This is a genomic window from Polaribacter batillariae, from assembly GCF_017498485.1.
Lineage (GTDB): Bacteria > Bacteroidota > Bacteroidia > Flavobacteriales > Flavobacteriaceae > Polaribacter > Polaribacter batillariae.
Window position 1 is genome coordinate 2,163,887 of sequence record NZ_CP071795.1, and the last position, 26,295, is coordinate 2,190,181.

27 protein-coding genes and 1 pseudogene are annotated in these 26,295 nt (G+C 32.0%); 8 read left to right on the plus strand and 20 right to left on the minus strand.

The genetic code is table 11. The features are described 5' to 3' along the window. The first annotated feature begins 94 nt into the window (after nucleotides 1–94). Nucleotides 95–436 carry a type II toxin-antitoxin system RelE/ParE family toxin gene (locus JL193_RS09315; RefSeq protein ID WP_207970550.1) on the plus strand — a complete coding sequence of 114 codons (342 nt, stop codon included), beginning with the start codon at nucleotides 95–97 and terminating at the stop codon, nucleotides 434–436. Beyond that, entirely contained in the window at nucleotides 423–761 is a 339-nt protein-coding gene (locus tag JL193_RS09320) for a helix-turn-helix domain-containing protein (RefSeq protein ID WP_207970551.1), read from the plus strand. Before JL193_RS09315 ends, JL193_RS09320 begins: the two co-directional genes overlap by 14 nt. A gap of 415 nt (nucleotides 762–1,176) precedes the next feature. Here the strand turns inward: JL193_RS09320 and JL193_RS09325 are convergent, their stop codons facing one another. Both JL193_RS09325 and JL193_RS09330 read right to left on the minus strand, forming a co-directional pair. Next, complete coding sequence (locus tag JL193_RS09325; RefSeq protein ID WP_207970552.1) at nucleotides 1,177–2,835, minus strand: glycerol-3-phosphate dehydrogenase/oxidase; 1,659 nt, start codon at nucleotides 2,833–2,835, stop codon at nucleotides 1,177–1,179. A gap of 106 nt (nucleotides 2,836–2,941) precedes the next feature. Then, on the minus strand, nucleotides 2,942–3,925 hold the full coding sequence (locus JL193_RS09330; protein ID WP_207970543.1) for an IS30 family transposase: 984 nt from the start codon (nucleotides 3,923–3,925) through the stop codon (nucleotides 2,942–2,944). Nucleotides 3,926–4,107: 182 nt separating this feature from the next. On the opposite strand from JL193_RS09330, the gene JL193_RS09335 reads away from it, so the two are divergent. Together JL193_RS09335 and JL193_RS09340 are read left to right on the plus strand one after the other, a co-directional pair. Continuing rightward, the gene (locus tag JL193_RS09335) at nucleotides 4,108–4,611 is read left to right on the plus strand and encodes a helix-turn-helix domain-containing protein (RefSeq protein ID WP_207970553.1); all 504 of its coding nucleotides are present in this window, start codon (nucleotides 4,108–4,110) and stop codon (nucleotides 4,609–4,611) included. Further along, entirely contained in the window at nucleotides 4,556–5,176 is a 621-nt protein-coding gene (locus tag JL193_RS09340) for an IS630 family transposase (protein WP_207973431.1), read from the plus strand. The genes JL193_RS09335 and JL193_RS09340 overlap by 56 nt, the downstream gene beginning before the upstream one ends. Here JL193_RS09340 and JL193_RS09345 read toward each other — a convergent pair. The 3 genes and pseudogenes from JL193_RS09345 to JL193_RS17200 all read right to left on the minus strand — a co-directional run. Further along, nucleotides 5,173–5,727 (minus strand): IS630 family transposase, encoded by a 555-nt coding sequence (locus tag JL193_RS09345; RefSeq protein WP_207973432.1) that lies wholly within the window; start codon nucleotides 5,725–5,727, stop codon nucleotides 5,173–5,175. The genes JL193_RS09340 and JL193_RS09345 overlap by 4 nt on opposite strands. After that, nucleotides 5,709–6,224 (minus strand): helix-turn-helix domain-containing protein, encoded by a 516-nt coding sequence (locus JL193_RS09350; protein WP_207970554.1) that lies wholly within the window; start codon nucleotides 6,222–6,224, stop codon nucleotides 5,709–5,711. Before JL193_RS09350 ends, JL193_RS09345 begins: the two co-directional genes overlap by 19 nt. 88 nt (nucleotides 6,225–6,312) lie before the next feature. Then, nucleotides 6,313–6,423: pseudogene (locus tag JL193_RS17200) on the minus strand (DUF5929 domain-containing protein); the annotation flags it as partial. A gap of 170 nt (nucleotides 6,424–6,593) precedes the next feature. Between JL193_RS17200 and JL193_RS09355 the strand changes: the two are divergent. Both JL193_RS09355 and JL193_RS09360 read left to right on the plus strand, forming a co-directional pair. Beyond that, complete coding sequence (locus JL193_RS09355; protein WP_207970555.1) at nucleotides 6,594–7,415, plus strand: leucine-rich repeat domain-containing protein; 822 nt, start codon at nucleotides 6,594–6,596, stop codon at nucleotides 7,413–7,415. 121 nt (nucleotides 7,416–7,536) lie between these two features. After that, nucleotides 7,537–8,133: a DKNYY domain-containing protein gene (locus JL193_RS09360; RefSeq protein ID WP_207970556.1), complete on the plus strand. Its 597-nt coding sequence runs from the start codon at nucleotides 7,537–7,539 to the stop codon at nucleotides 8,131–8,133. A 152-nt stretch (nucleotides 8,134–8,285) separates the two neighbouring features. Here JL193_RS09360 and JL193_RS09365 read toward each other — a convergent pair whose 3' ends face one another. From JL193_RS09365 to JL193_RS17205, 15 genes are all read right to left on the minus strand, one after another. Beyond that, complete coding sequence (locus JL193_RS09365; protein ID WP_207970557.1) at nucleotides 8,286–9,428, minus strand: ATP-binding protein; 1,143 nt, start codon at nucleotides 9,426–9,428, stop codon at nucleotides 8,286–8,288. Nucleotide 9,429: 1 nt separating this feature from the next. Further along, on the minus strand, nucleotides 9,430–10,065 hold the full coding sequence (locus tag JL193_RS09370; RefSeq protein WP_243456717.1) for an HD domain-containing protein: 636 nt from the start codon (nucleotides 10,063–10,065) through the stop codon (nucleotides 9,430–9,432). Between the two features lie 2 nt (nucleotides 10,066–10,067). Further along, entirely contained in the window at nucleotides 10,068–10,823 is a 756-nt protein-coding gene (locus JL193_RS09375) for an SDR family NAD(P)-dependent oxidoreductase (protein ID WP_207970558.1), read from the minus strand. Nucleotides 10,824–11,072: 249 nt separating this feature from the next. Next, complete coding sequence (locus JL193_RS09380; protein ID WP_207970559.1) at nucleotides 11,073–11,993, minus strand: hypothetical protein; 921 nt, start codon at nucleotides 11,991–11,993, stop codon at nucleotides 11,073–11,075. Nucleotides 11,994–12,096: 103 nt separating this feature from the next. Beyond that, complete coding sequence (locus JL193_RS09385) at nucleotides 12,097–12,585, minus strand: hypothetical protein (RefSeq protein ID WP_207970560.1); 489 nt, start codon at nucleotides 12,583–12,585, stop codon at nucleotides 12,097–12,099. A 246-nt stretch (nucleotides 12,586–12,831) separates the two neighbouring features. Further along, on the minus strand, nucleotides 12,832–14,055 hold the full coding sequence (gene dsrP, locus JL193_RS09390; protein WP_207970561.1) for a sulfate reduction electron transfer complex DsrMKJOP subunit DsrP: 1,224 nt from the start codon (nucleotides 14,053–14,055) through the stop codon (nucleotides 12,832–12,834). A gap of 22 nt (nucleotides 14,056–14,077) precedes the next feature. Next, entirely contained in the window at nucleotides 14,078–15,205 is a 1,128-nt protein-coding gene (locus JL193_RS09395; RefSeq protein ID WP_207970562.1) for a 4Fe-4S dicluster domain-containing protein, read from the minus strand. Between the two features lie 10 nt (nucleotides 15,206–15,215). After that, the gene (locus tag JL193_RS09400; RefSeq protein ID WP_207970563.1) at nucleotides 15,216–15,839 is read right to left on the minus strand and encodes a cytochrome c3 family protein; all 624 of its coding nucleotides are present in this window, start codon (nucleotides 15,837–15,839) and stop codon (nucleotides 15,216–15,218) included. Beyond that, nucleotides 15,829–16,524 carry a multiheme c-type cytochrome gene (locus JL193_RS09405; RefSeq protein WP_207970564.1) on the minus strand — a complete coding sequence of 232 codons (696 nt, stop codon included), beginning with the start codon at nucleotides 16,522–16,524 and terminating at the stop codon, nucleotides 15,829–15,831. The genes JL193_RS09400 and JL193_RS09405 overlap by 11 nt, the downstream gene beginning before the upstream one ends. A gap of 3 nt (nucleotides 16,525–16,527) precedes the next feature. Then, the gene (locus JL193_RS09410) at nucleotides 16,528–18,855 is read right to left on the minus strand and encodes a molybdopterin-dependent oxidoreductase (RefSeq protein WP_207970565.1); all 2,328 of its coding nucleotides are present in this window, start codon (nucleotides 18,853–18,855) and stop codon (nucleotides 16,528–16,530) included. A gap of 7 nt (nucleotides 18,856–18,862) precedes the next feature. Beyond that, nucleotides 18,863–19,099, minus strand: coding sequence for a hypothetical protein (locus JL193_RS09415; RefSeq protein ID WP_207970566.1), 237 nt, complete (start codon nucleotides 19,097–19,099; stop codon nucleotides 18,863–18,865). Nucleotides 19,100–19,244: 145 nt separating this feature from the next. Beyond that, nucleotides 19,245–20,501: an alginate export family protein gene (locus JL193_RS09420; protein WP_207970567.1), complete on the minus strand. Its 1,257-nt coding sequence runs from the start codon at nucleotides 20,499–20,501 to the stop codon at nucleotides 19,245–19,247. 458 nt (nucleotides 20,502–20,959) lie between these two features. Then, entirely contained in the window at nucleotides 20,960–23,134 is a 2,175-nt protein-coding gene (locus JL193_RS09425; protein ID WP_207970568.1) for an alpha-N-acetylglucosaminidase, read from the minus strand. A gap of 35 nt (nucleotides 23,135–23,169) precedes the next feature. Next, nucleotides 23,170–23,373, minus strand: a complete 204-nt coding sequence (locus JL193_RS09430) for a hypothetical protein (protein WP_207970569.1) — start codon at nucleotides 23,371–23,373, stop codon at nucleotides 23,170–23,172. Beyond that, nucleotides 23,360–23,665 carry a sulfatase-like hydrolase/transferase gene (locus JL193_RS17205; protein ID WP_207970570.1) on the minus strand — a complete coding sequence of 102 codons (306 nt, stop codon included), beginning with the start codon at nucleotides 23,663–23,665 and terminating at the stop codon, nucleotides 23,360–23,362. The genes JL193_RS09430 and JL193_RS17205 overlap by 14 nt, the downstream gene beginning before the upstream one ends. Before the next feature lie 204 nt (nucleotides 23,666–23,869). On the opposite strand from JL193_RS17205, the gene JL193_RS09440 reads away from it, so the two are divergent. Next, entirely contained in the window at nucleotides 23,870–24,742 is an 873-nt protein-coding gene (locus tag JL193_RS09440) for an AraC family transcriptional regulator (protein WP_207970571.1), read from the plus strand. A gap of 348 nt (nucleotides 24,743–25,090) precedes the next feature. Then, entirely contained in the window at nucleotides 25,091–26,200 is a 1,110-nt protein-coding gene (locus JL193_RS09445; RefSeq protein ID WP_207970572.1) for a T9SS type A sorting domain-containing protein, read from the plus strand. Nucleotides 26,201–26,295 lie beyond the last annotated feature (95 nt).

Below are 26,295 nucleotides of genomic sequence, written 5' to 3' on the forward strand. Positions count from 1 at the left end.
ACTCTAAAATCCGTCTTCGCATCAAAATTCTGAAATAGATTTGGAAAATGTTGCCTTTTTAGGTAACTTTGCTCTGAATTTAACGACTAACTAATTGAGCGAATTTAAAAGAGAAATAGGATTTTACGAAAACCACTTTAAAGATTTCTATTTAAAACAGTCGCTCGTTGTTCGTAAGAAAATTGACTGGATACTTATTTTGTTGAGAAATAACCGAATTGTTCCAGAAAAGTTTTTTAAAAATCTTACGAATACTGACGGACTTTGGGAAGTGCGAATTTCAGCGGGAAATGGAATATTCCGAATCTTCTGCTTTTTCGACAAAGGGAATTTAATTATCCTATTGAGCGGATTTCAAAAGAAAACTCAAAAAACACCCAAAAAAGAAATTAAAAAAGCGGAACGGTTAAAAAAGGAATATTATGAAAACAGATAAAAGAATTACATCGTTTGACGACCATTTAGACGAACAATACGGAAAAGTTGGTACAGAATCTCGTAAAGAATTTCAAGAGGAATTTGAGACCTTTAAAATCGGTGTGCTAATCCAAGAGGCAAGAAAAAAACAACATTTAACGCAACAACAGCTTGCCGAAAAAGTTGGTACGACTAAAAACTACATTTCTCGGATTGAAAATAATGCAAGTGATATCCGACTTTCTACTCTGATGCGAATTATACGAGAAGGATTAGGCGGAAGTTTGAAATTGTCGCTAGACGTTTTAGATTGCGCGGAAAGTACTACTGGCAACAAAGTATAAAAACAATAGGGCAATTAGTGGCTAAACTTAAAAGTTTGGGCCAATTTGAGAGGTCGCCAAATTTTTAAATTTGGCTTATTGAGTGAAAAAAAAAGATAATAAGAAAAATTTAAAAATTCGGCTTGTATTCAACCGAATGGTTTGCACTCATTTTCAGCCCTGCTTTTCTTATACAGAGCCGTTTGTAAGCAATTCTTTTTCCTAAAAGAATTATGCTTTTAAAGCGAAGAGAATAAACTATATTTTCATAAGCTTAACCATTAATAATATGCGAATGCAAATATACATTTTTTTTAATTTGAAAATAAAAAAGTAAATTAATTTCAATAATTTTTTATGTTAATTTCTAGCAAAAAAAGTCCCTTCAAGTTTTTAAAACTTAAAGAGACTAAATTGTTATTATCTTGTTATTTAGCTACTCGAAAGTAGTGGCTAATTTTAAATGTTTTTCCAATTCATTTTGATGAGATTCCGTTGTTTTTTCATCCCAAGAAAATGTATTTTTAAAAATTTCTGTTACAAAATCTTTGTGTACATCTACACTTGGTTTGTCGAAGAATAAACGTCCAGTTCTTCGCATAAAAAAGTCTGTTGGTGTGCACGTCATTTCGTTTTCGATACAAAATAAAACTTCGGCTCTTATCATTTTCTTTTTTTCACCTTCTTCAGACATTTCTAATGATAAATCGTCGTATTTCTGTAAAATTGTGTTTGTTTGTTTTCCATAATTATAGACCAAATATTTTGCATCTTTTTCATCGAAACCTATCTCTGCAATTCTATTATGTATGGCATCTATATAACTTTTAACTTCCTCGAAATTTTCGAAAGTTCCGCCAGAAAGTACCAACTCTTTTGTTTTAATGTCTTCAAATTCTTTTTCAAATCTGCGTTTGTATTTTTTAGCAACCAAATCTACAATACGTTCTGCCATTTTTCGATAGCCCGTTAATTTTCCGCCAGCGATAGAAATAAGTTCTGTATCAGACACAAAAATTTCATCTTTTCGAGACAATTCAGATGCCGATTTTCCTTCTTCATGAATCAAAGGACGCAAACCAGCCCAAGACGATTGAATATCACTTAAAGAAATATTAATTTCTGGAAACATATTATTAACGGCAGATATTAAATAGGTTGCATCTACCAAACTTGTTTCTACATTGTCTTTATCTTGTTGATAATTGGTGTCTGTTGTTCCAAAATAGGTAACTCTTCCGCGCGGAATTGCAAACATCATTCTACCATCTGGAATATCGAAATAAACAGATTGTTTTACGGGCAATTTTTCGTGAGCAACTACCAAATGAACACCTTTGGTTAAGTGCAAACGTTTTCCTGTTTGAGAGTGATTTGTTTGGCGTAAAGTATCTACCCAAGGTCCGGTTGCATTTACCACATATTTTGCTTTAATATCAAAAGTAGCATCAGAAAAAGTATTTTTTACTTTTGCACCAACGACTCTTTCATCTTCATAAATAAACTCGGTTGCTTTTATGTAGTTGATAATTTTTGCATCGTAATTTAATGCCGTTTTTAAAACTTCTAACGTTAAACGCGCATCATCTGTTCTATATTCTGCATAATAACCTGCACCGTTTAAAATATCTTTTGGCAGCAATGGTTCTTTTTTTAGAGCTTTCTTTTTAGAGAGCATTTTACGCTTGTCGTCTCCTTCTACCGAAGCTAAAATATCGTACACTTTTAAGCCAATTGAAGTGAGCCAAGAGCCATATGTACCGCCTTCAATTAAAGGTAAAATCATTTTTTCTGGAATGACTAAGTGTGGTGCTAATTTGTGTACAATGGCACGTTCTGTGCCTACTTCTTTTACCAACCAAAAATCGAATTGTTTTAAATAACGCAATCCGCCATGTATTAGTTTTGTAGATTTGCTAGATGTACCAGAAGCAAAATCGTTTTTTTCGATTAAAGCTACTTTCATACCACGTGAAGCTGCATCTAAAGCAATGCCTGCACCTGTAATACCACCTCCAATTATTAAAATATCGAATTCTGTGGTTTGTAAATCTTTGGTAATTTTTTCTCTGTTGAAGTAAGAAAAGTTGTTCATAATAAGAATTAAATTTATGAATGAATTTTCATAAAAAAGACACAATGAAAATACAAAAAATTATAAGAACAAATTTCTCTTTTTCGTTTTTTATGAAGACGTAGATTCAAGTACCAAGTGCAAGTTTTTGATTTTGGTTAATAAATTGATAAAAAACCTCTTTAGGGGTTCTGTATCCTAACTTTTTTCTTGGTCTATTATTGAGTTTGTTTACCGTTTCAAAAATATCCTTTTGTTTGACATTATCCAAGTGTTCATTTTTTGGGAAATATTGTCTGATAAGTTTGTTCGTATACTCGTTAAGTCCACGTTCCCAAGAGCTATAAGGGTGAGCAAAATAGACATCACAATTTAATTTTTCTGCTATTTTTTTATGTCCTGCAAACTCTTTTCCATTATCATTGGTAATTGTTCGAACCCATTTTTTATGTGGTGCTAAAGTGTTTATAGTCATTTTTGTAATCATATCTGCTTTTTTTCCTGTCACATTTTCAATCCATAAAAAACTAGAATAGCGATCTACAATGGTTAATAAAGCTCCTTTATGGTCTTTTCCTATAATTAAATCAGATTCTAAATCACCTACTCTTTCTTTGAGTTCTACAATTTTTGGACGTTTTTCTATAGACACTTTATCGGGTATTTGTCCTCTATTGGATTTACTTCCATACCTTTTTTTATATTTTTTTTGACCTGTTCGTAGTTCTTTATAAAGCAATCCTCCTTGTCTTTTATCTTGCCAAACATATTGGTAAATTCGCTCGTGAGAGACCATCTGTATTGCTTTAAGTTTACACCAACCAACTATCTGTTCTGGAGACCATTGAAATTTAATCATTTTTTCTTTGATTATTTTTTTCATTTCCGTTGAAAAAATAGTCTTATAATGGCCTTCTTTTTTACGCTCATCAGCTAATTTTTGTGCGTGTTTAGCACTATAAGTCCTAGGTTTTGAGTTCCTTTTCAATTCTCTATAAAAAGTACTTTCATTAATACAAAGTGATTTAATAATCTCTTTTTTACTAATTTTTGCCTTAAGCATTAATTCTATTGAGTACCTTTGTTCGAAAGTTAATTGTTTGTAGTTCATATCACAAATCTTTGACTTTTTTTGGACTTTTCCTAACGGGGTAAAACCCGTAGGAAAATCCTATCAAAAACTTGCACTAGCATTTGAATCTAGGAGAATTTATATTTTTTGTTATACCATTTAAACTTTGAATTCAAGATAATATTTATTATCTTTCGAGGTAAAATTTATTATCTTTCAATATGCCAAAGAAAATTACCTTATCCATTAAAGAAGAATCTGTTGAATTGCGAAAACTATATGAGTCTACCACTACAGAATTACGAAGAGATCGTTTAAAAATGTTATACTACATAAAGTCCGGGAAATACATCTATCGTAATGCGATCGCAAAGAAGCTTGGCAGACGTCCAACCACCATAGGCAATTGGATTAAAGACTATGAAACAGGAGGCCTTTCAAATTTATTAGAAATACATAGCGGAGGTAATAATACCGTTCATATTTCAGATAGAGCAAAAGCCTATATCTCCAAGACATTATCTAATAGCGATACCACCATAACTTCCTATATAGAGTTACAAGCTCGTATAGCCGAAGATTTATCAGAGATAATAAATTATGGTGCACTTTATGCACATTGTAGGCGAAAACATAAGTCTAAGCTAAAAGTATCAAGAAAGTCACACTATAAAAAAGACCCGAAAGCCGAAATGGTTTTTAAAAAACCTAGAAAAAACTTTTAAATTATTTAGAACAAAACTAAATAAAAATAACTTTGAATCGGTCAATTTATTTTTTCAAGATGAATCTCGTTTTGGATTAATCACCAAACAAAAAAGAGTCATTACAGCTAAAGGCGTTAAACCTATAGCAAAGTACAAACATAGTTATCAGAGTAAATGGCTATGGGGAAGTTTTTCACCCATTACCGGTGAGAGTTTCTGCATGCTAACAGATACTGTGTGTAAAGACTTTTTTATTGAGTATTTAACAGACTTAAGTGCCTGTAATCCTTTGGAACTAAAAATTGTAATTATTGACAATGCAGCTTTCCACTCTACTAAAGATGTAAAATTGCCTGATAATATTATTTTATTACCTATCCCTGCATATTGCCCTGAACTAAATCCAGCTGAAAAAGTTTGGCAATACCTTAAAAGTAAAATTGCAATGAAAATTTATGACACTTTAGATATACTAGAATCCAAAATAGAGCACCTAGTTTATCAAATGGATAATAAGACCATTAAGTCTATAACCGGATATGAATTTTATCTAAAATCTTTTTATAACGTTTTTAATGTTTAAATGGTATTAGAAAAAATATACTCTTGTCTTGTAATTGATTTGACTAATTCTTTAGTAAGATTTTCGGACTTATTGGAGATAAAATCTACAATTTGTGGTATTGATTTATAGATTCTGTTTGTAAAGGCTCTTTTATACCAAGCCCATATTTGTTCTGCAGGGTTTACTTCTGGAGAGTATGGAGGTTGAAATATTAAGACGATATTATCAGGAATTTTAATTTTCTTAGCCTTATGAAAAGCCGCATTGTCCACTACCATGACTTTAAGTTCGGTTGGATTTTCTTTGGATAATTCATTCAAAAACAACTCAAAAATATCGGCATTACAGTTTGGGTATTCCAGTAAAAACTTATCTCCAGTAATTGGAGAAAATGCACCAAAGAGATAGGTCGATTTAAACACCTGTTGAAAAGGGCAAATTGGCTTAACGCCTTTCACTGTTAAAGCGCGCCCATTTTTGGTAAACATCCCAAAACGACTCTCATCTTGAAAATAAAGATGGATGCTTTTGTAAGAATCTCGTTTTTCTTTTACGGCTTGTTGGCAGATACGACCAAAGTTTTTTTAAAAGCATCCACAGCTTTAGCATCCTTTTTGATGTGTGATTTACGAGCTACTTTTATCTTGGTACCAAATTGATTACGACAGAATACCATAAGACTATTATATTTCACTGTTTTTCCAAATTCTTCTTCTACCCAAATCAACAATTCTTTATAACCGCGAATACCTGATTTGGGATCACTTAGCTTAGCATAAATTTTCTCTCGTTCTTGCTTGGTAAACATAAAGGGAGCAGAGGCTGTGGTCTTATGAGCAAGTAATCCTTTTAAACCACCATTAAGATACATTGTTCGCCATCTTTGAATACTGTTATGATTTACCCCAACTAATTTAGCTAAAACGTTTTTAGATAGTGGCTCTTTATGTTCTTTAATGACTTGTAGCATTCTAAGTCGTGGAATAAATAAAGCTTTGCTCTTTTTTTGTAATGATTTTAATTCTTTAATACTCTCTTTTACTATAATTTGTTTTGGTAATGCCATCTTTTTATAATGAATTAATTAATAGTCTAATTTACGAAAAATAATAATTAAAACCAAATATTAGTCTAAAAAAATATTCATTTTGGTATAAGGCAGAGAAAAAGAGTTTTACTTGTTCGTTTATCAACTCTATATCTACTCTAGAGAAAAATTCTTTACCATTTATAATTTTACTTTCTCCAGCCCAACACAACACAAAGAAGGCATACAAATTTTAAAACCCAAAGAGGAGTTTTGTTCTTCTTATGCTGTTGAGGTTTATTAGAGTTTGTGAACTTGACTTTCTTGAAAAAAACCACTATCTTCGTTTAACTTCTGATATAAAACATTGAAACGTTTCATATCATTATAGTTGTGCGTAATTAGAAAATGAAGGATATTAGAATAGACAGATTTGAGACTAAACCAGAATTCGTTTCTGATTTAGCAGATTTTGACAATTCTAAAGCGGAATTATATATTCGCGCGAATGTAAAAAATCGACATCTCTTAAATGAATTAAATATTGAAAAACTTTGGCTAATTGGAGCGAAAGAAAAAGATATTGAACAGATTTTTTCCATTCATCAACCGAAACATATTAGTTTCTATCAATTTCTTGCAAAAGATTTAAGTTGTTTAGAAAGTCTGAATAAATGTGAAACTTTGATAATGGAATGGAATACAAAGGCTACAGAACTTTGGAATTTCAAATCAAATCTAAATTTAAGTAAATTAGCAATTAGAGATTTTTCCAAAATTTCAGACTTATCGCTATTGGAAAAAGCAACTCAAATCAAAAGTCTATCATTAGATGGTGGAATGGATAAAAAACTTAAAGTAGATACTTTAAAACCACTTTCTAAACTTCCTCAACTGGAATTTTTAAGATTAACAAACATTCAGGTTTCTGATGAATCTCTTGAACCTATCTCAAATTTGGGGAATTTGAAAATCCTTGAACTTTCAAATCAGTTTCCTACAATAGAATATGCGAAACTTGCTGCGAAGTTAGTGAATACAAAATGTGCAATGTTTAATGCATATCAAAAAGTTGAATTCAAAAAAGATGGAATTTTAATTTATGATACAATGATTACTGGTAAAAGAAAACCATTTCTATTATCTACAAAAGACCAATCTCGAATAGAGAAATACAAAAAAGAATTTGAAAAATTAAAAATAACTACGCACAACAATGGCTATAAGTAATTGCTTGTTCTCGCCTACTTCTGAAAATCCTCGCGGATTTTCAGCTTGGTGCGTACTTGCAAGGTTTAGTGCTAACCCACGCAACTACTCATAGCTAAACCGTTGTGTGTAATTTAAAAAAATGAGAATTAGAACCATCCACATATTAATTCTGACAATTCTAGTTGTTTCCTGCGGAGAAGGATATGAAAAAACAAATGATAATAAATGGACTTGGGTTTTGCACAGTGAAGCTGGAAGACACATTAGAGAAATAGATGCCGATAATGCAACGTTCGAAATTTTGAATTACCAAGAATATGCGAAAGACAAAAACAATGTTTATTGGAGGGGAGTTAAAATCTCAAATGCAGACCCAGAGACTTTTAATGTAATAACGGATAATGGATATTCCAAAGACGAAAATAATGTCTACCTAGATAATGATATTGTGATTTTTGCCAATCCGAATACTTTCGAAGTAATGCAATGGCCATATTCGAAAGATGATAAAAGAATTTTTAATGGGAATTTACCGATGGAAGTCGATAATATCCAAGATTTTGAAATTACTAAAAGCGGAGGAGGAAAAAGCTCTTCCACTAAGGCATTCTTTATCGAGTGGAATGAAGAATATAAATGGCTCGATACTTTGAATATTAATGGAATTATTGTTGGTGAGAACGCAGAAGCGAAAACCAAAAACGAAAGATATAAAGGATATAAGAAAATTGAATAAAAAACTACACACAACAAAGCTGTTTATAAAAAATTGCTACTTTTAACATTATCAAAGTTAGTTGCTTTTTTGCCTACTGCTGAATTTCCTTCGGAAATTCTTCGCAGACAAAATCGCAACTTTCCATAAACAAAACACGTTAAACGAACCAACTACCCATACTGCACCTTCCTTATCACACGCATGGCTTCTTTATAATTAATATAAGTTGTTTTATCTTCTAAATTTTTAATGTAGTGCTTTGCTTTTTTCAAATGCTCTGCAACGTCTAAAAAACCGTGCAAATAACAAATTAAATAATTGGTTGGCAGTCTTAAAACATCTAAATATTCAGTTTTAGAAAGGGGTTTGTTTTCTTCTATTTTTTTAACAATGGCATTGCAATTATAATACATATGGTAGATAATTTCTGCATCGAATTTTGGGGGCTCAAAAAGAAATTCTTTAACTATATCGTGTTTGCCATTGTTCTTAAAATGGATAATTGTTTTCTCTAAAGGATAGTATTTTTCTTGCTTTTCTAAGCCTAAATAAATGTATTCTGTAACAATAAAAGAGTTGCTGTTATAACTAATTTGAACATCGTCTAAAGCAGAGAAAAAGAGTTTTACTTGTTCGTTTATCAACTCTATATCTACTCTAGAGAAAAATTCTTTACCATTTATAATTTTACTTTCTCCAGCCCAACACAACACAAATTGCTCGTTAAAAACTTTGTATTGTGGGTTGTATGTTGGCTTGTGGTTGTTTATAAAATCGAACACACCATTTAACGTTTGCTCTAAATTGTTACTGGCATTCTTTTCAATGGCATTTACAATCTCTTGGTTGGTATTTCTAAGTTCGAAATTATCGCCTAAAAATGGCATGGAATTGCTACCTCTTCTATAAAAAATAGTGTTTTTCTTATATTTCCAAGCGTTTTTTAAAAGTGATGTTATTTTATTATTCGGATGAATGGTAACCAAACCCACCACTTTGTGCCTTGGCAAACGCGGAAAAGGCACATTTTCATATTCAATTTTTGGCGGATTTTTTAAGTAGGCATTTACCAAATTCTGAATTTTTGAATCGTCGAAAAAATCGACACCCAAAATTTTATTTTCTTCGTCTTCTACACCAATTACAATAAAAGAATTGTTATTTGGATTGGAGTTAGAAAGCGCGCAAACGTGTTTTAAAAACTTGGCTTTTCCTATTTTAGAATCGAAAGATAATTGTCGCTTTTTATCATAAAAACTATTCTCATCGTTATGAGAAAGTAAATTTTTAATCAATAAGCGTTTGTTAATCATTTTAATTGTAAAGATTTAATTCTTTTTGTAGATTTTCTCTTGCTTTTTCTTCAAACAAATTTTTATACTTCTCTGTAAAATATAACGTTTCTCTGTCTAAAAAACCTTGCAATACTTTTTTTCTTGCTGGTCTATATAAAAAATTAGGAAACATTTTATATTCTTTTCTTATCTTTTGAGTATATGCTTTATAAATTTCCCAATCTTTACCTAAAATCGCCAAATCGAAATCCAATAAAAAAGCGTTGTCTAGATCTTTATTAACAAGAATTTTATGTTTTTTAGTAGATAAAATTAATTTGTAAATTTTGTCTCTTTTCAATTCTTTAAGATTGAAATTTTTTAGCTTTTTTATGGCATATTTTGCACTCCTTTTTTCGTTTCTTTTAGAACGAGATTTGTAAATAATATCATGAAACCAAATCGCAAAAAGAAGCTCATCAAAATCAGTAATTGCTTCTTTATTTTCTTTGGCTAAATTTAGCATAAATTCGATATGATTTAAATTATGATAATGCCTGTTTTTTTCTGAGTAACGTTTTTTAATCTTTCTTCCAACAGCATTCAGTAAAATAAAATCCTGACAATATTTTTGCCCTAATTTTAACCAATTTTTATTTAGGTTTTCGATATTCATGTTTATGAATTTCTATTCGTTATTGTGGCACTTGCTTGTGCTGTTGGATAGACAACCAAATCTTCGATATTTACGTGATAGGGTCTTGTAACAACAAAGTAAATGATCTCTGCAATGTCTTTTGCCTGCAAGGCTTTATAACCTGTATAAACCGATTTTGCTTTCTCTGTATCTCCTTTAAAACGAACTTCCGAAAATTCTGTTTCTACGGCTCCAGGATGAATTGCAGAAACTCGAATATTGTGTTTATTTAAATCGATTCTCATTCCTTTATTTAAAGCATTTACAGCGTGTTTCGAGGCACAATATACATTGCCATTGGGGTACACTTCTTTACCTGCAATAGAACCAATGTTTACAATAAATCCGTTATTTCTTTCTACCATTTGTGGTATTATGGCTTTGGAAACATACAACAATCCTTTTACGTTACTATTTATCATGGCATCCCAATCGTCTATATTTCCATCTTGTATGGTCGATAAACCATGGGCGTTTCCGGCATTATTTATTAAAATATCTATGTGTAGAAAATCTTTTGGAAGGCTTTTAATCGCACTTTCGACTTCGTTTCTTTTAGAAACATCGAATTGTAAAGTGGTTACATCTGTAAGTTTGCTTAATTTATGTTGAAGTTCTTGTAAACGTTCTGCTCTTCTTCCACAAAGAATTAAACGAATATTATTTTTTGCAAAAAATTTTGCGGTTGCTTTTCCAATTCCTGAAGTTGCGCCTGTAATAAATGCTGTTGGTTTCATATTGTTCGTATTCTATAAAAAAGAAAACTATTTTTATGGGTTACTTTTTAATAAGTAAGATTCTTATTTTTATTAGGGATAACAGTTCTTTGATAAAAGTAAATAAATCAATTTTTAGAAACGGTACTTTCTTATTTAAATTTTCATTAAAATATAAACAAAGAAAAAACCGCTCTCCTCAGAGCGGTTTCTCTTTCAATTGATTATCGAGAGATAATCAACCAAAAATCAACTAACCAAACTTTATTTTTAATTCTTTTTAATCTTTGTTTTTCTTTCTATTTTAGTACGTTTTCTGTTACTGTTTCTTACAAAAGATTTTGTTTTTTTAGTGGCATTTGTACTCTTTAAATACTGTACAAATCCTCTTCCTTCAAAATCGTACGTTGTTTTAGAATCTACGTTATACAATCGTATTTTTCCATCATTTATAACGCTTAACTCGAACTCTTCTGTATCTCCACCATCATAATTAAGTGTTAAAATTTTTAGGTCTTCGTAACCTGTAACATCAAATACTTCATATGCGCCTACGTAACTCCAATTTATATTCGCAATTTGCGTGCCAAAGTTGTCTTGTGAACTATAAAATGTGGTGTTATTTTTAGGGGTAAATTGTAAGAAATTTTCGTCATCAAAAGCATTTGGAACGCCTCCATTTGTGGCAACTTTTTCCCAAGCTTCGTATTCTTGTAAAAAATATTCGATGTTTTCGTAAAATACTTTATCGTAATCGAACGTATTTGTTTGGTAACCTATTAAAAAATAAGTTACATCTTGTCTGTAATTATACAATCTAATTTCGTTGGCAGAAATTACAGTTACTTCAAAATCGTTTCTTCCATCTAAATCGTGATTCGTTTCTAACAAACCATTAAAAGTATCGTAAGTGCCTACATCTATTCCCAAACCATTTCCTGTAACTCCAATGTCTGTAATGTTGTTATTTGCATATAATGTTCCATTTAAAAAAGATAGTGTAAAGGCTTTAGATACATAAGGTACCTCTCCATTACCAATGGTTCTATGATAATCTACATACCATAAATCGTAGCCAGAAACAACGTCTTCTAAAAAAAATCTATCGTCTCTAAAATCGTCTTCTGTGGTACATGCGCTTAATAATACTCCTGTGATTATAATTGTAAAAAGTAGTTTTAAAGATTTCATAAGCTTTTGTTTTTATGGTTATGCTTATGAATATTCAAATTGCGTGCCAAAAATAAAACCGCTAAAAAATTAACGGTTTATATATTGATAATCAAATAGATATTTATTTTTGTTTTGCTGATGGAAAAAAGGAAGACTGTGTTTGTAGAATACCTGTTATTTTATAATAATGTACTTTATCTCCTTTTTTATAAGATAAAACAGCTTCGGTTTCTTTTAAATCGAATTTTGATTTTTCGATATTGGGTGGTGTGTTTTTTAGCTCTTTTGTAGGGTCTGCGTCTAAAACAAAGTCTCTTTTTTCTCTTGTTGAAGTACTAAAATGACCGATTAAAATGGTTTTATTTCCGTTTTTAGAAACTTCTACTTTTGTTTCTTTTTGCTGAAAGAATACAGAATCGAATTCAACTTCTGATGCATTTGAAATGTGTATTTCTAATTTTGTTCCACTTACTCCTGGTTGGCCACCAGTCCAATGATTATAAACTGCTTTTTCTATTTTAAAAGAAGGATTTTTAACAAATTTACTGCTTCCGCATTGAGAGAAGCCTAATATAATTGCAAATATAGATACGATTTTCATGATTTTCATTTTACTGTGTTTTATATAATATCTTCAAATCTAATGCCAAGGTAAACTATTCTTTGTTTTTTATGAAAGAAATTAGAATTTTAAGCAAAGGAAACTCATATAATTATTTCTTTTTGTTGCCATAAATACACAGATAAATAATTTAAAAAATTCGTGAATTCGTGGAAATTTTAAGGATGGTAAAGCAACTCTAACAAAAAAATCCACCTAAAAAAGTGGATTTCTTACAAAAAATACGTTTGTAATTTATGCTTTCTTTTTAAATTTTATTTTGCCTAATTCAATATAAATGGCGGTTTTAGCAAGCATTGTAAAAACCAATGCACCCATTGCCCAAATACCTAATGTTACGCCAATTTCTATGGCTGTTGGTGTGTATTCTGCAATTTTTCCATAAGGCCCAGGAATAAATCCAGGAACGATTAAACCAAATCCTTTTTCGATCCAAATGGCAACAAATAAAAGAAAACAACAGAAATACAATACTTTCAAATTATTTCTAAGTTTATGAAATGTTAACATAATAGTGGCTAAAACATTCATAGTAATGGCGGTCCAAATCCAAGGCAATAGTGCTGTTTTTCCATCTAAACCAAAGAATAAATAATAGGCACTTTCACTATGGTGTGTAGGAGCATAAAATTCTTTAAACAACTCTGATACCAACATTATTAGGTTTATTTGAGCTGCAACAGTTACTACCATTGCAATTTTTTTGATGGTTTTATCTTCAATTTTAAATGCTGTAAAAGCTCTAATAACAGCTAATACTAAAATAATTAAAGCTGGCCCAGCTGCAAATGCAGATGCTAAAAAACGAGGTCCTAAAAGTGCGTTGTTCCAAAATGGTTTTGCTTGCAAACCTTGGTATAAAAATGCGGTTACCAAGTGAATAGCCACTGCCCAAAAAACGGATAAAATTGCGCCTGGTAAATACACGTTTTTCTTAGCTTCTTTGCCTTGATAATGTCTAAAAAGGATATAAAAAGGAATGGTAATATTTAAAAATAAATAACCATTTAAAACAATCACATCCCAAGTTAACATAGAATTTGGAAAATTAAAAACGCCTATGCCAGGAATCATATGCCATAAAACAGATGGGCCACCCATATCTGCCACCACAAATGCCAAACACATTATTAAAGCAGCTACTGCCAAACCTTCTCCTATTAAAACAGCTTGTTTAAAATCGATATCTTTTAAAACATAGGTTGGCATTACTAGCATTACTGCTGCTGCTGCAACCCCTACTAAAAAGGTAAAGTTAGAAATATACAACCCCCAACTTACCCTGTCTGTCATTCCTGTAGCGCTTAAACCTTCTTCTAGTTGAATGGAATAACAATACATTCCTATAAGCATAATAATGGTTAAGGAAGCCATCCAGATATGATACGTAATGGAGCCACTAGTAATTGTGCCTAAGCTATCTTTTACTAAGCTTCTAAATACTTTAAGTTGTTTCATACTATTTTAATTAATACGCTTATTAGTCCATATAATACCAAAACTTAGGTTCTGTACCTAAATCTTCTTTTAAACGGAATACTTTTTTATTTTCTAAAACCCATCTAATGGTACTCTTTGGATCTAATAAATTTCCAAAAATCCTTGCTCCTGTTGGGCAAGCTTCTACACAAGCCGGGTTTTTTCCTGCTCTAGAACGTTGTACACAAAATGTACATTTTTCCATAACCCCTTTTTTACGCATTCTGTTTCCTAAATAATGTTGGTTGTGGTTTACTTCTGCTTCTGGAACTTCTGGTTTGCTCCAATTAAAGCGTCTGCCATCATAAGGGCAAGCAGCCATACAATATCTACAACCTACACACCAATCGTAATCGATTACCACCAAACCATCTTCTTCTCTCCAGGTTGCTTGTACAGGGCAAACCTCTACACAGGGTGGATTGTCGCAATGAAAACATTGTGTTCCCATGTAAAAATGCCCTTCAGCAGGAACTTCGTGGTAATAATTATCATCGGCTTCATTAAAATTGAAACCTTTTCCGTCTTTCATTTCGTGAATTCGAATGTATTGCATTTCCGAATTTCTGTCTTGGTTGTTTTCTTCAACACAAGCATTTACACAATCCATATATCCTTGGCACTTAGAAATATTAAAAGCATAGCCAAACAACACATCTTTTTCTGCGTTTTTAGAAGACATGCTAATGTTTTTTCCTGTACGCAATTGATAAGATCGAACCAACCTATCTACAGTTTCGCTCTTCTCTTTGTCGTTCATTAATTTGTAGTTTCCTTTAAATTGCTCTTCCCAATCTATTTGTGCTTTTTCTTTGGTTTTACTACCTGTTATAGTGCTACAAGAAGTAGTTACAGCTCCTGCACCAATTAATAAACTTGCTGTTAATTGTTTAAATGCTGTTCTTCGATCCATTTTTACGTCGAAAACTTGGTCGAAACCATCTTTTTTTCGCTCTTCTCCAATAGATGCGCTTACTGCAGCTTCGAAAAACTCATCTGCACTTAATGCTTCTTTAGGTTCCTGTGAATTACACCCACCTTCTGTTTTTCCACAGCCGCAAGTAGTGCCCGAAGTTTGGTTCTTTTTACTGTTTAAATTTAAGGTAAACCATTTTTTATTATCACTCATGCCTAAGTTTTTATTTACGTTCTTTTTCTGTTTCTGTGTTAAAACGTGATGGCCACCTGCTTTCGAAATGTGGTTTGTGTGGGTTATGACAGTTTACACAAGTCATAGATGCTCTTGGTGGTGCCCAACCTCCAATTCGTTTTCCATGTGCGCCACCTTTCCAATCTTCGAATTGTTTGGTGTGGCATTGGTTGCATAATTGGTAGCTTTTATTAAAGTCTATTTTAGTTCCTGTAATACTTTTTAAACTGTTCATATCTTCGCTATTGTGGCACGTAGCACAGTTCATTGTATTTGAATTTGCGTGATTTAACTCGATATTCCAGTGTGCTTTTTTAATCACTTTCCCTTGTAATTCTTTTAAGGGTTTGGTATGGCATTCTGTACAAGCATATAATTTTATCTTTCCTTTTCGTTCTGGAATTAAAAAAGTATGTTCTCCTTCTGTAATTTCTATAAATTTTCCATTACCTAAAAATGCTTCAGACGAAATAGAAGTCCCATGGTAATTTTTACCTTCGGCTTTAATTCTATCTGTTACACTATGGTATTTTTCTTCTTTATGACCACAAGAGGATGCCAAAATCATCAAAAATAGAAATTCTAAAATTTGTATTTTTTTTCTAGTTTTCATCTTTCAACTTTTTTATAAAAATTCCTATATCTGTTGTTTCTTTATTATTTAAAACATGGCATTGTCTGCAGTTTACTCTTTCTGGATGCGAAACTCTAATTTCTTTGGGTGCACTTGGCCCAGCATGACAAGATAAACAGTTTTCGTGCATTTGTAATTGGTGTGGCATTATTGGCGGACTTGAAACCAGCGCATTGTTTACCCCCACTTTGGGCGCATTTATTTTTCTAAATTCGAAAGGTTTAAAAGTTCCGTTTGTTTTTTCAACCACGTGACATTGCCTACAATTTACCATTTCTGGGTGTGGAGTTACAGGTGCATATGCCTTAAATTTTTCTGTAAAACCACCATTTTCGTGACATTGCAAACAGGTGTTTTCTCCAACCACCATTTCTTCTTTTACTGGATGAGGAATGCTTGGTGGAGCTCCATGATACGCTCTGTTTTTATAATAGGTATTTAAGGTTCTTTGATGATTTTTATCTACAGGCATGTTTGTATAATCTAACACATATTCAGATCTTCTAAAAGCACCCGCTTCAGATGGAATTGCTTTTATAGTGCTATTGTCTTCGATAGGAATGTATGCTTCTTCTTGACCTGTTTGATAACTAAAATTCCAAACCACAATAAATGCAATCAATAGAATTATAAATAATGATATAATGCCTAATCTCTTTCTCATGGCTTAGACTTTTTCTACTTTAACCGCACATTTCTTATAATCTGGTTCTTTAGAAATAGGACAAAATGCGTCTAAAGTAACATCGTTAATTAACATATTTTCATCAAAAAATGGTACAAAAACCTGACCCTGTGTTGGTAAACCTCTTTCGTTGATAGAGGCTGGAAGTACACAAGAACCTCTTCTTGAGGTTATTTTTATTTTTTCGCCATTTCTAATACCTAGTGTTTTGGCATCTTTTGGATGAAATTCTACATACGCCTGTGGCATTGCTTTGTGCAAAACAGGAATTCTACGTGTCATAGAACCTGTATGCCAGTGTTCGATAACTCTGCCTGTATTTAGCCAAAATGGATATTCTTCGTTTGGTGCTTCTGCTGCTGGTTCATAAGGTCGTTGCCAAATGATTGCCTTTCCATCTGGTTTTCCGTAAAAATCGAATTCTGTACCTTCTTTACAAGCAGGATCGTATTTTGCATTGAAACGCCATTGTGTAGATTTGCCATTTACATAAGGCCAAATTGCACCAGATTCTTTCTTTAAAACTTCTAAAGGTGCCATTCCATGTTTTTTACCTGCATGAAACTGACGATATTCGTTAAATATTTCTTCTACGTGATTTTCTTTAGAGTATGGAAACAAATCTCCAAAACCCATACGTTTTGCAACTTCAATAAACATCCAAGCATCTGCTGTTGCATCTCCTGGAGCTTCTACCATTTTGTTCCAATGTTGTGTTCTTCTTTCGGAATTTCCATACAATCCAGATTTTTCGATATGCCAAGCTGCTGGTAAAATTACATCAGCAACATCGGATGTTGGTGTTGGAAAAACGTCTGAAACGACCACAAAACAAGATTTTTTTTCCATTCCTGGTCGAAATCTACTTGTTCGTGGTAAAGATACTAATGGGTTTACAGCTTGCGTCCAAATAAATTTAATATCGCCTCTATCTACAGCTCTAAACATTTCTGTTGCATGATAGGTTGGTTTCGATGGAATTCTTTCTACAGGCACTTTCCAAATTTTTGCTGCAAACTCTCTGTGTTTAGGGTTTGTTACTACACCTTTTGGTAATTTGTGGGTAAAAGTTCCTACTTCACGTGCAGTACCACATGCAGATGGTTGCCCTGTTAAAGAAAATGGACCATTTCCTGGTTGAGAAATTTTACCTGTTAATAAGTGGATGTTGTATATTAAATTATTCATCCATGTTCCTCTAGTATGTTGGTTGACGCCCATACACCAATAAGAAACGACCTTGTTGTTTGGGTTTCCGTAGATGTTTGCCAAATATTTGATATCTTTTACAGATACTCTAGCGTATTTTGCTACTTTTTCTGGGGTATAATCTTCTAAAAAAGCTTTGTACTCTTCGAAATTTATTTTTTCTGGTTTGTCGCTAAATTTAAACTTATCTTCTGTACCATAACCAATGTTTGTTAGTCCTTTGCTAAAGTTACAATGGTTTTCTACAAACGATTTATTTACCCAACCATTATTTATTATTTCGTAACAAATCGCATTTGCCAATGCTAAATCTGTTTGTGGTTCAAATAAAATAGATTTATCTGAAGCCGTACTTGAACGTGTTGTTCTGGTTGCAAAGTCTATTATTTTTGCACCTCTATTATTTTTTTGTTCTAGCATTCTAGAAAACAGTACAGGGTGCATTTCTGCCATATTATTTCCCCAAGTGATAAAATAATCTGCATATTCTATATCTTCATAACAACCCATTGGTTCGTCTGCTCCAAAAGTTGTTAAAAAACCTGCAACTGCACTTGCCATACATAAACGCGCATTACAATCTAAATTATTGGTGCCAATGGCTCCTTTCATAAACTTAGAGGCTACATAACCTTCTGGAATGGTAGATTGTCCAGAGGTAAACATTGCCACAGCATCTTTACCATGTGTTGCAATGGTTTCTTTCATTTTATTTGCGACAATATCTAAAGCTTCGTTTATTGGTGTTTTTACATATTTACCGTTCTTTTTTACCAAAGCGTGTGTAAGCCTATCTTTAGATTGAATACACATGGTTTGGTGGTATCCTTTTACACAAAGTAACCCTTTGTTAACGGAAGAATTTGGGTCTCCTTTTACTGCTACTGCTTTTCCATTATCTACACCTACCAAAATACCACAGCCTACGCCACAAAAACGGCAAGGACCTTTTTTCCAGTCTAGATTTGCTTCGTTAGGAATGCCTTCTAATTGTTCACTTGCAAATATAATTCCAGGGAACATAGTTGCAGCTGCTGTCATTGCTGCTGTAGCTGCCATTTTTTTTATAAAACTTCGTCTGCTAGTTAGAGATGTTGCCATTTTTTACTTATTTTATAGGTGTATGAAAGCCAGAAACCAAAGCCAGTAGTTTAAGACTGTTAATCGCCTCTATTTTCTCTTTTAAAATTGTATCTTCTAATTCTGTTTCGGTTTCAGTTACAAGCACTAAAACTTCTTTATTTTCTGCAGGCAAAACTTCACAGCCTTTTAGCGTAGAAATTGCTTTTAATAAATCTTCTTTTTTGCCTTCTTGCGGATGTGCTAAATAACTTTTTATGGGCATTGCTTGAATTGATTTAAAGTATTAAAATAGTTTTGTGCTTTCGCAATATCGTGTTTTAAACAGATAAAAAATATGATAATTATCATAAGAACAAATACTTAGGTTTGTGCAAAAATCTAAGAATCTGTTTATAATTTTTAATGATTTATTTACTGAATAAGGTGGGTTTAATTGTTACCATTAACCATCCCCAATTGTTGGTATTTCCGTCGGAATTTCCTTTTAAAACCTCCATTCCTTCAGAAGCAAACATTTGAGAATACCCTGCGTTTATTTTTATGTCTTTAGAGAAATTATAACCGTAAACAACATCTAACTCTGTTCCTAAATTTTTTGAAACTGTATTGTTAATCGCTGCTGCTGCAGAAAATTGGTGTACAAATGCTGTTAGGCTCGATTTAGAATTTAGTTTAAAGTTTGCCTTTGCATAAAGGTCTAATAAACCAACATTGTTTGCGTGGTTACCCACGTAAAAATAATCCATTAACCCATTAAATTTGTGGTTTGTTCCGTAAAAAGGAGAAAAAGCTTTGTTTTCTCCATTGCTTGGTGCTCCGTTTTCGTTACCACTTTGCAATTCTACACCCAAACCAAATAACGTTTTGTCTGTAAATTTATATGTGGTTTCTAAGCCTAATAAATAAGCGCTTATCTCGTTATTTGCAACATCGTTACCAAATTGATAATACAAATTACTGGTGGCTGCAAATTTTCCTTCATTCAATTTTAAGTGTGTCCCTAAAGTTTGGCTGTATCTTGTTTCGTTATTGCTTGCGTTTGTAACATCTATAAACTGTGTTCCATTATTTAAGAATAAAAGACTTCCAGAAAAATTGTTCCAATCTTTATGTAACCAAGCATATTGCAATGCTTTGTAAGTATTAGGTGTTACTAAAGTTGTACCTGTTATATTTTCTTTGCTTTGGTTGAAAGCAAAACCTAGATCCATACTAAATGCATCTTTTCTGTATTTTAACAATGCCAAATCGTGACTTCTTGCTTGTTGTGCCCAACCTACGTTACCGAAAATTCTATGGTCGTCGTAAATTACTTCTTGACGTCCTAATTTTATAGACATATTCGGATTTAATAAAAACTCTCCAAATGCTTGGTGTACTGTTAAACCGCTATTGTCTGCTGTATTTAACTGTGGCACATCTCCCCAAACTCGCACATCTTGTAAACTAATAAAAAAGTTTAAGTCTTTTGTTAAGTAAGAAGTATTTAGTCTTGTTCTTTGCGAAACAAATGCAGCTGCATCTGTATTATCTGGAATTAAGGTTTTAAAACCATGTCTGTACTCGAAACGGGGTCTTATTTCTGCATCAATTTTAAGTTGTGCTTGTGCTGTAGAAATTGTTGCTATAAAAACAAAAATTAAAAGTTTGCTAATTTTAGTCATTTTGTATTGTTTAAAATTAATTTTATACAAAGTTCTTAATATCTCTTAGAGTAAAACATGACATTTATCAGCTTAAAATTTATGTTTGTTAAACTAAAGAATTTCTTGAAACCAACGATTCTCAAAACAGATTCACAGAGGTATTTTGCTGGTTTCATTTTTTACCTAAAAAGGTCTAAAAAATAAAGCCCACTTTTTCAGCTGGGCTTTATTTTACTACTATTCTAATACCTTAGCATAGATAAACACAACATCATTGCAGTTTGCCTCTAGTGGTTTACCAGATTCATCTTCAATTAATTCGATTTTTGCTGGTTTTCCTAGTGTATTTACACTGGTTTCCGCTATCTGTTTTCCATTTACGAAAGTTTTTGCTGTAACTTATTTGCTTTATAAGGTACCTCTTTAAAAGTAAATGGATGGTGTTTTTAAATTTGTTAATTTATCTTATGGTCTGTTTAAAAGTTGCTTTTTATTTTGTTATGGTATTTGTTATATATCCTTTGTACTTGCTTTAACGTTTTGTTTATTGGTTTAGACGGAAAGGTGTTTTTTTGTTTCGTCCAAGCTTCTTCAAAAGTATAATAATTAGGGGCTTTGGCATTTTTGTTATCGAGTTTTTCTTTCAAGAAATTAATAAACATTTCCCATCTTGGTTTGTAAAAATCAGATAACAAACCAGCCCATTCTCTGTGCGAATATTCGTGTAAATTTGAATCTTGAAAAGACCAAGTTGTTATTTGGGTACGAGCATTGTACTCGAATAAATCTTTTTCCAATGGATTTGTTCCTCTCTCTCGAGCATCTTTTATCCACTTTCCTAGCATAAAGTGTTCATTACTGTTTAATAGTGTATTTTGGTCATCTAACAATTGAAGAAATTCCTCAGCTATTTTTTCAAAGTTTTTTTTGTCTTTTTTATAAAATGCTGATACCATGTTTTTATGTAGAGTTTGCGAATGATTGGCAAGTACCTGACGTGTAATGTCTAACAAATCGTACTCAAAGCCTTCATTGTTTTTAAAATGTTGGGCTTGGTTTACAAAAATTGTCCAAGCTTGTAATAATTCTAATGGGTTATAATAGAGTTCCGAAGTTCCCCAAGAAGATACCTTTTCTATCTCTAATGCAGGGCGAGCGCATAAAATGGACTCTGAAGTACCTTGTTGAGATTTGGTTTTATTTAATTTTTTACCATAAACCGTTTTTCTTAATATTTGCCATGCTTTATAAAGGTTTTTATTTTCTTTTCCATAACGTCTTTCGATATAGGCCGATAGCCAATTGTTAAGGTTAATCTTTTGGTCGTGCCATTTTAGTTCAAAGAGCAGTTCGTACATGACATAATTATTCTCAATGCCTTCCATCATCGCACCAATACCTTTTAGTCCTTTTGAATATTCTTTATGATTTAAGGCACGAAACGGTTCTTCTGCAAGTACTTCCATTCTACCAAAAAGACCCGTATTTCCTCCAAAGTTTATAATGGCGTTCCAAATCCATGGCTTTTGTTTCCAGCCTTCTCTATCTTCCCATTGGGGGCGATTGTCGCAATCTAAATCTAGTATAAGTAAATCTGTTTCTTTAATATCTTTGATAAGTTTTTCGACAGGACTTCCTTGCCATCCCTGAAAAACCCAGGTAGATTCAGGAAAACTTTGTCGCATTCCATGTACTATATTTTTCCCTGCTTCGGTCAAATTTATTCCTTCTTTACTTCCTCCCTCGTGAAAAGGGTCTCCAGAAAAGTATTTGGCATCTCCAAATTCTTTTTTCAGTTCTTCGTAATAAATTTTTGCAATGGTATTAAAAAGCGGATCGGTTGGTGATAAAAATGCGGGTCTTTTAAAACCTCCTGCCCAGTGACCTTGGTCTCTAACATCTGCTTCGGGATACTTGTTTTTTAATGTGTTTGGCACCATCCCATAAAAGCCTGGTAATATGGGAGACATCTCTAACTCTTTCATACGAGATAGTATTTTCTTTTGTAGTGTTGCTTGTTGCTCGATATATTCGTCGGAAATGGGCCCTCCCCATCCTTCTAAATTACCCATAAGCCACCAGGCATTGAATGCAGGTCCAGGTATAAATTCATTAATTTCTTGCTCTGTAAAATCTAAACGCTCTAACGTTTTTTTCCAAACACTCTCAACTCCAACTATGGCCAAAGGCAAGTTAACCCCATTCATGGCCATCCAATCAATTTCTTTTTCCCAACGTTCCCAATCCCAAAATGCCATGGAATAGTTAAAGGTGCAGTAATTAAGATAATACGAATAGGTAAATGGGCTTTTTTTAGTGACCGGGTTTGCTACTATCGGTAATTTTTCAGGCAGGTTAATGCGTTGTGTTTCCCATGAGATGTGCGAGTTTGTAAAGTATCTTAAATACCAATTAAATCCTGATGCTAGGGCAATGTTGGAATTGCCTTTAATAAGGACTTTACCGTCTTTAAAATCAATTGTAAATTTGTCTTTATCTGTAATAGACACCGTTTTTTCAAAAATAAAGTTCTTTGCTTTTTCTTTACCTAAAATTCGAACCGTCAATTGGTCTAATGCGTTTACCCCCTCATTTTTTGTTGTACAGTTAAATATCAGTAAGGCAGTTAGCAATAGTATCGTATTTTTCATTAGTGGTTGTATTTAAATTAAAAGTTCTTTTTATTTTATTTTTCAACAATTAGTATTTTAAACTGTAACACCCGTACATCTTTTTCCCATGCGGTTTCATGGAACTCTTTAGCTTGTTGTAACCATGAATTTTTATAGCTTTCTAAATTTAGAAAGCTTAATTTCCATTGGTCTTTATTTTGAGATTTTTGACCATCGATACCTATGAAACCTTCTTTATGAAAATCATCTTCCACCATTTGCCAATCTTGGTTTATAAAAACTAGACATTCCACAAATTGAGATAACATTAAAGCAATTATTAAATATCATCCCTTGGTCTGCCAACCTATCAATATTGGGTGTTGGCACCAATGAATTTCCATAAGCTCCTGTTGCTCCAACACTATGATCATCTGACATGATAAAGATGATGTTTGGTCGTTGTGCTTTTTTTGAAAATAAACTAAGAGTAACTAAGAACATGAATGTTAGGATTAAACCTTGCTGAAATACTTTTTTTTTCATCTTATTTTTGTTTAAATAATTCATTTTAATAAAACTGTAGCATTTTATCTATACTCTTTTTGCTTTGTTTGGTAATGCTTAACAGCATACATATTTACTTCAATATCTAAACCTTGTAGCAAATAAGCATTTTAACCCTTATTTCTTTATCTTAGATAATAGATTACCAAAGAAAGCTAAAATTTAAAAAAATATTATTAATTTTAGTACTATAATACTATTTCAAAGATGCAGGAACTTGACAAGACTTCAACCAACGAACGTCGAATTATTGATTTTGAGGCTTTAGGATTTGAATGTATAAAAGTTTTGGGAACTTATAATTACAGGCAAATGAACAAAAGCCTGGAAATGCACACCCATAACAATATGATTGAAATATGTTTTTTGGAGAAAGGTACGCAATATTACCATATTCAGGGAGAGGACTATAGAATAAATGGCGGAGACCTTTTACTTACCTTTCCTGGGGAAAAACATGGCACAAAAAGTTTCCCCGAAGAACGCGGACGTTTATTTTGGTTAATTATTGAAGTTCCTAATAAAAACCAAAGACTTTTAAATTTAACAAGAAAAGATACGAAATTATTAGTAGAAAGTTTTATGAACTTAAAATCAAAAAGGAAATTTAAAGGCTCTGATAGGCTAAAGCATGACCTTAATACTATTTATCGAATTTGCAAACACCCAATAAATGGATTGGAAAAAATTAAAATAACAAATCTTTTACTACATTTTCTATTGAATGTTTTAGAATTTGGAAATAAACATTCCAATCAAATTATAAGTAAGCAAATATCCGATATATGTGCTTATATTAACAGTAACCTTAGAGAACCACTTCCTTTGGAGCAGTTGGCTCATTTAAGCAACTTATCTTTATCTCATTTTAAATACAAGTTTAAAAAGGAAATGGGCTACTCCCCTTCGGACTATATTTTAAGAAAAAAAATCGAAAAAGCTAAGGAACTTTTGCTAGATACGTTAAACAGCATACAAGATGTGGCTTATAATTTATCATTTAGTTCGTCTTCTTACTTTGCAACGGTTTTTAAAAGATATACAGGTGTAACTCCTACAAAACATATTGAAAATAGTTAAGACTGTATATTAAGCACGATCTAAAAATTGATTTCATTTTTTTATTTTTTATAATTAGGTAAAAAAGGTAATATATATTCTAAAAAACTTTAAACCTTAATTTTTACCAATAAAATCAACATAGTATTAAAACGGTAAGATAAAAAATATCTCATTTTCAATAAGTTGGAAATTAAAAAATATTTTATATATTTATCTCGAAAAATAAAAAGAATTGCTAAAATCTTCGAAAACATATTGATTTTTAAAATAAAAACAGTTCCTATTCTTTAGGATTTAGGTTCATCTTTTTTGATTGTTTACAATTCTAATTATAAAAAAGAAACAATAAATTTAAAAAACACCTCTATGAAAACAAAACTATTTTATGTGGTTGCTTTTTTGGTAACCTCATTTTCAGTAAACTCTCAAAACTTATTAAATACAAACACTTGGACGGTAGGTTTTGGTTCAGTTTCTGGTTTCAGTCAAAATGGAGCTACGTCCGAAAACAGTAGAGAATTAGGAAGAAATCATATAGGAGAAGAAGTGGTCTTATGGAAAGCCACTCCAGATGCTTCTAGTAATGCAGATGGTGGCTGGAATACAAGTTGGGTTTATGGAATAGATTCCAACACATCTTACCGATATAGTATTTGGATAAAAAAAACAAATTCTAATGATGGGCACACCTATCTTGGTTTTTACGCAAATGCTAGCGGTTCATTAAGACTGAATGGAACATATAATAGCAATCCTTATTTCTTTGCAGGAGATTTACCCAAATTGAATAGGTGGTATCTATTGGTAGGTTATGTACACAAAAGTAGTCATACAGGAACCACAAATACAGGAGGTATTTATGACGGTACAACAGGTGAAAAAGTAAGAACAATAACCGATTTTAAACTTAAAAGTACAGTTACTGCTTTAAGACATCGTTCTTATTTATATTATGATACTAATATTTTAGATAGACAATATTTTTATGACCCTAGAATAGATCCGATAAATGGTAATGAACCTACAATACATGAATTATTAAAAATAAATAACGATTCAAAAATTATACTTTCTTATGATGCTGCAGGAAATCAAACACAAAATTTCTATTGTGGAGACCCTTCTTACTGTGCACCTCCTACCGCTCGAAAACAACAAAAAACAATAATTCATGAAGAAGAGGTTATTGCTGAAGCTGAACCAACAGAAGAAATTGAACCTGTTTATGAGAGTCAACTTACTGTGTACCCAAACCCAACCGAAAATAAAGTGCTTATTCGAGTACAACAAGAATTATTAACACAAATTCATACAATTCGCATCTATAATACAAATTCTACCTTGTTAAAGAATTTATCTTTTAACAAAGCGAATAAAATCGAAGTTGATTTAACGAATAAACCTGCTGGGGTTTATTTTCTTCATCTACATTTAAAAAACGGAAAAAGCATTACAAAAAAAATTATTAAAAAATAAAAATTAGCACCATGAAAAGAAAATTACATATACTCATAGTATTATTATTTTTAGGATTTCAATTTTCTCATGCACAAAATCCTAATGTTGTAGGT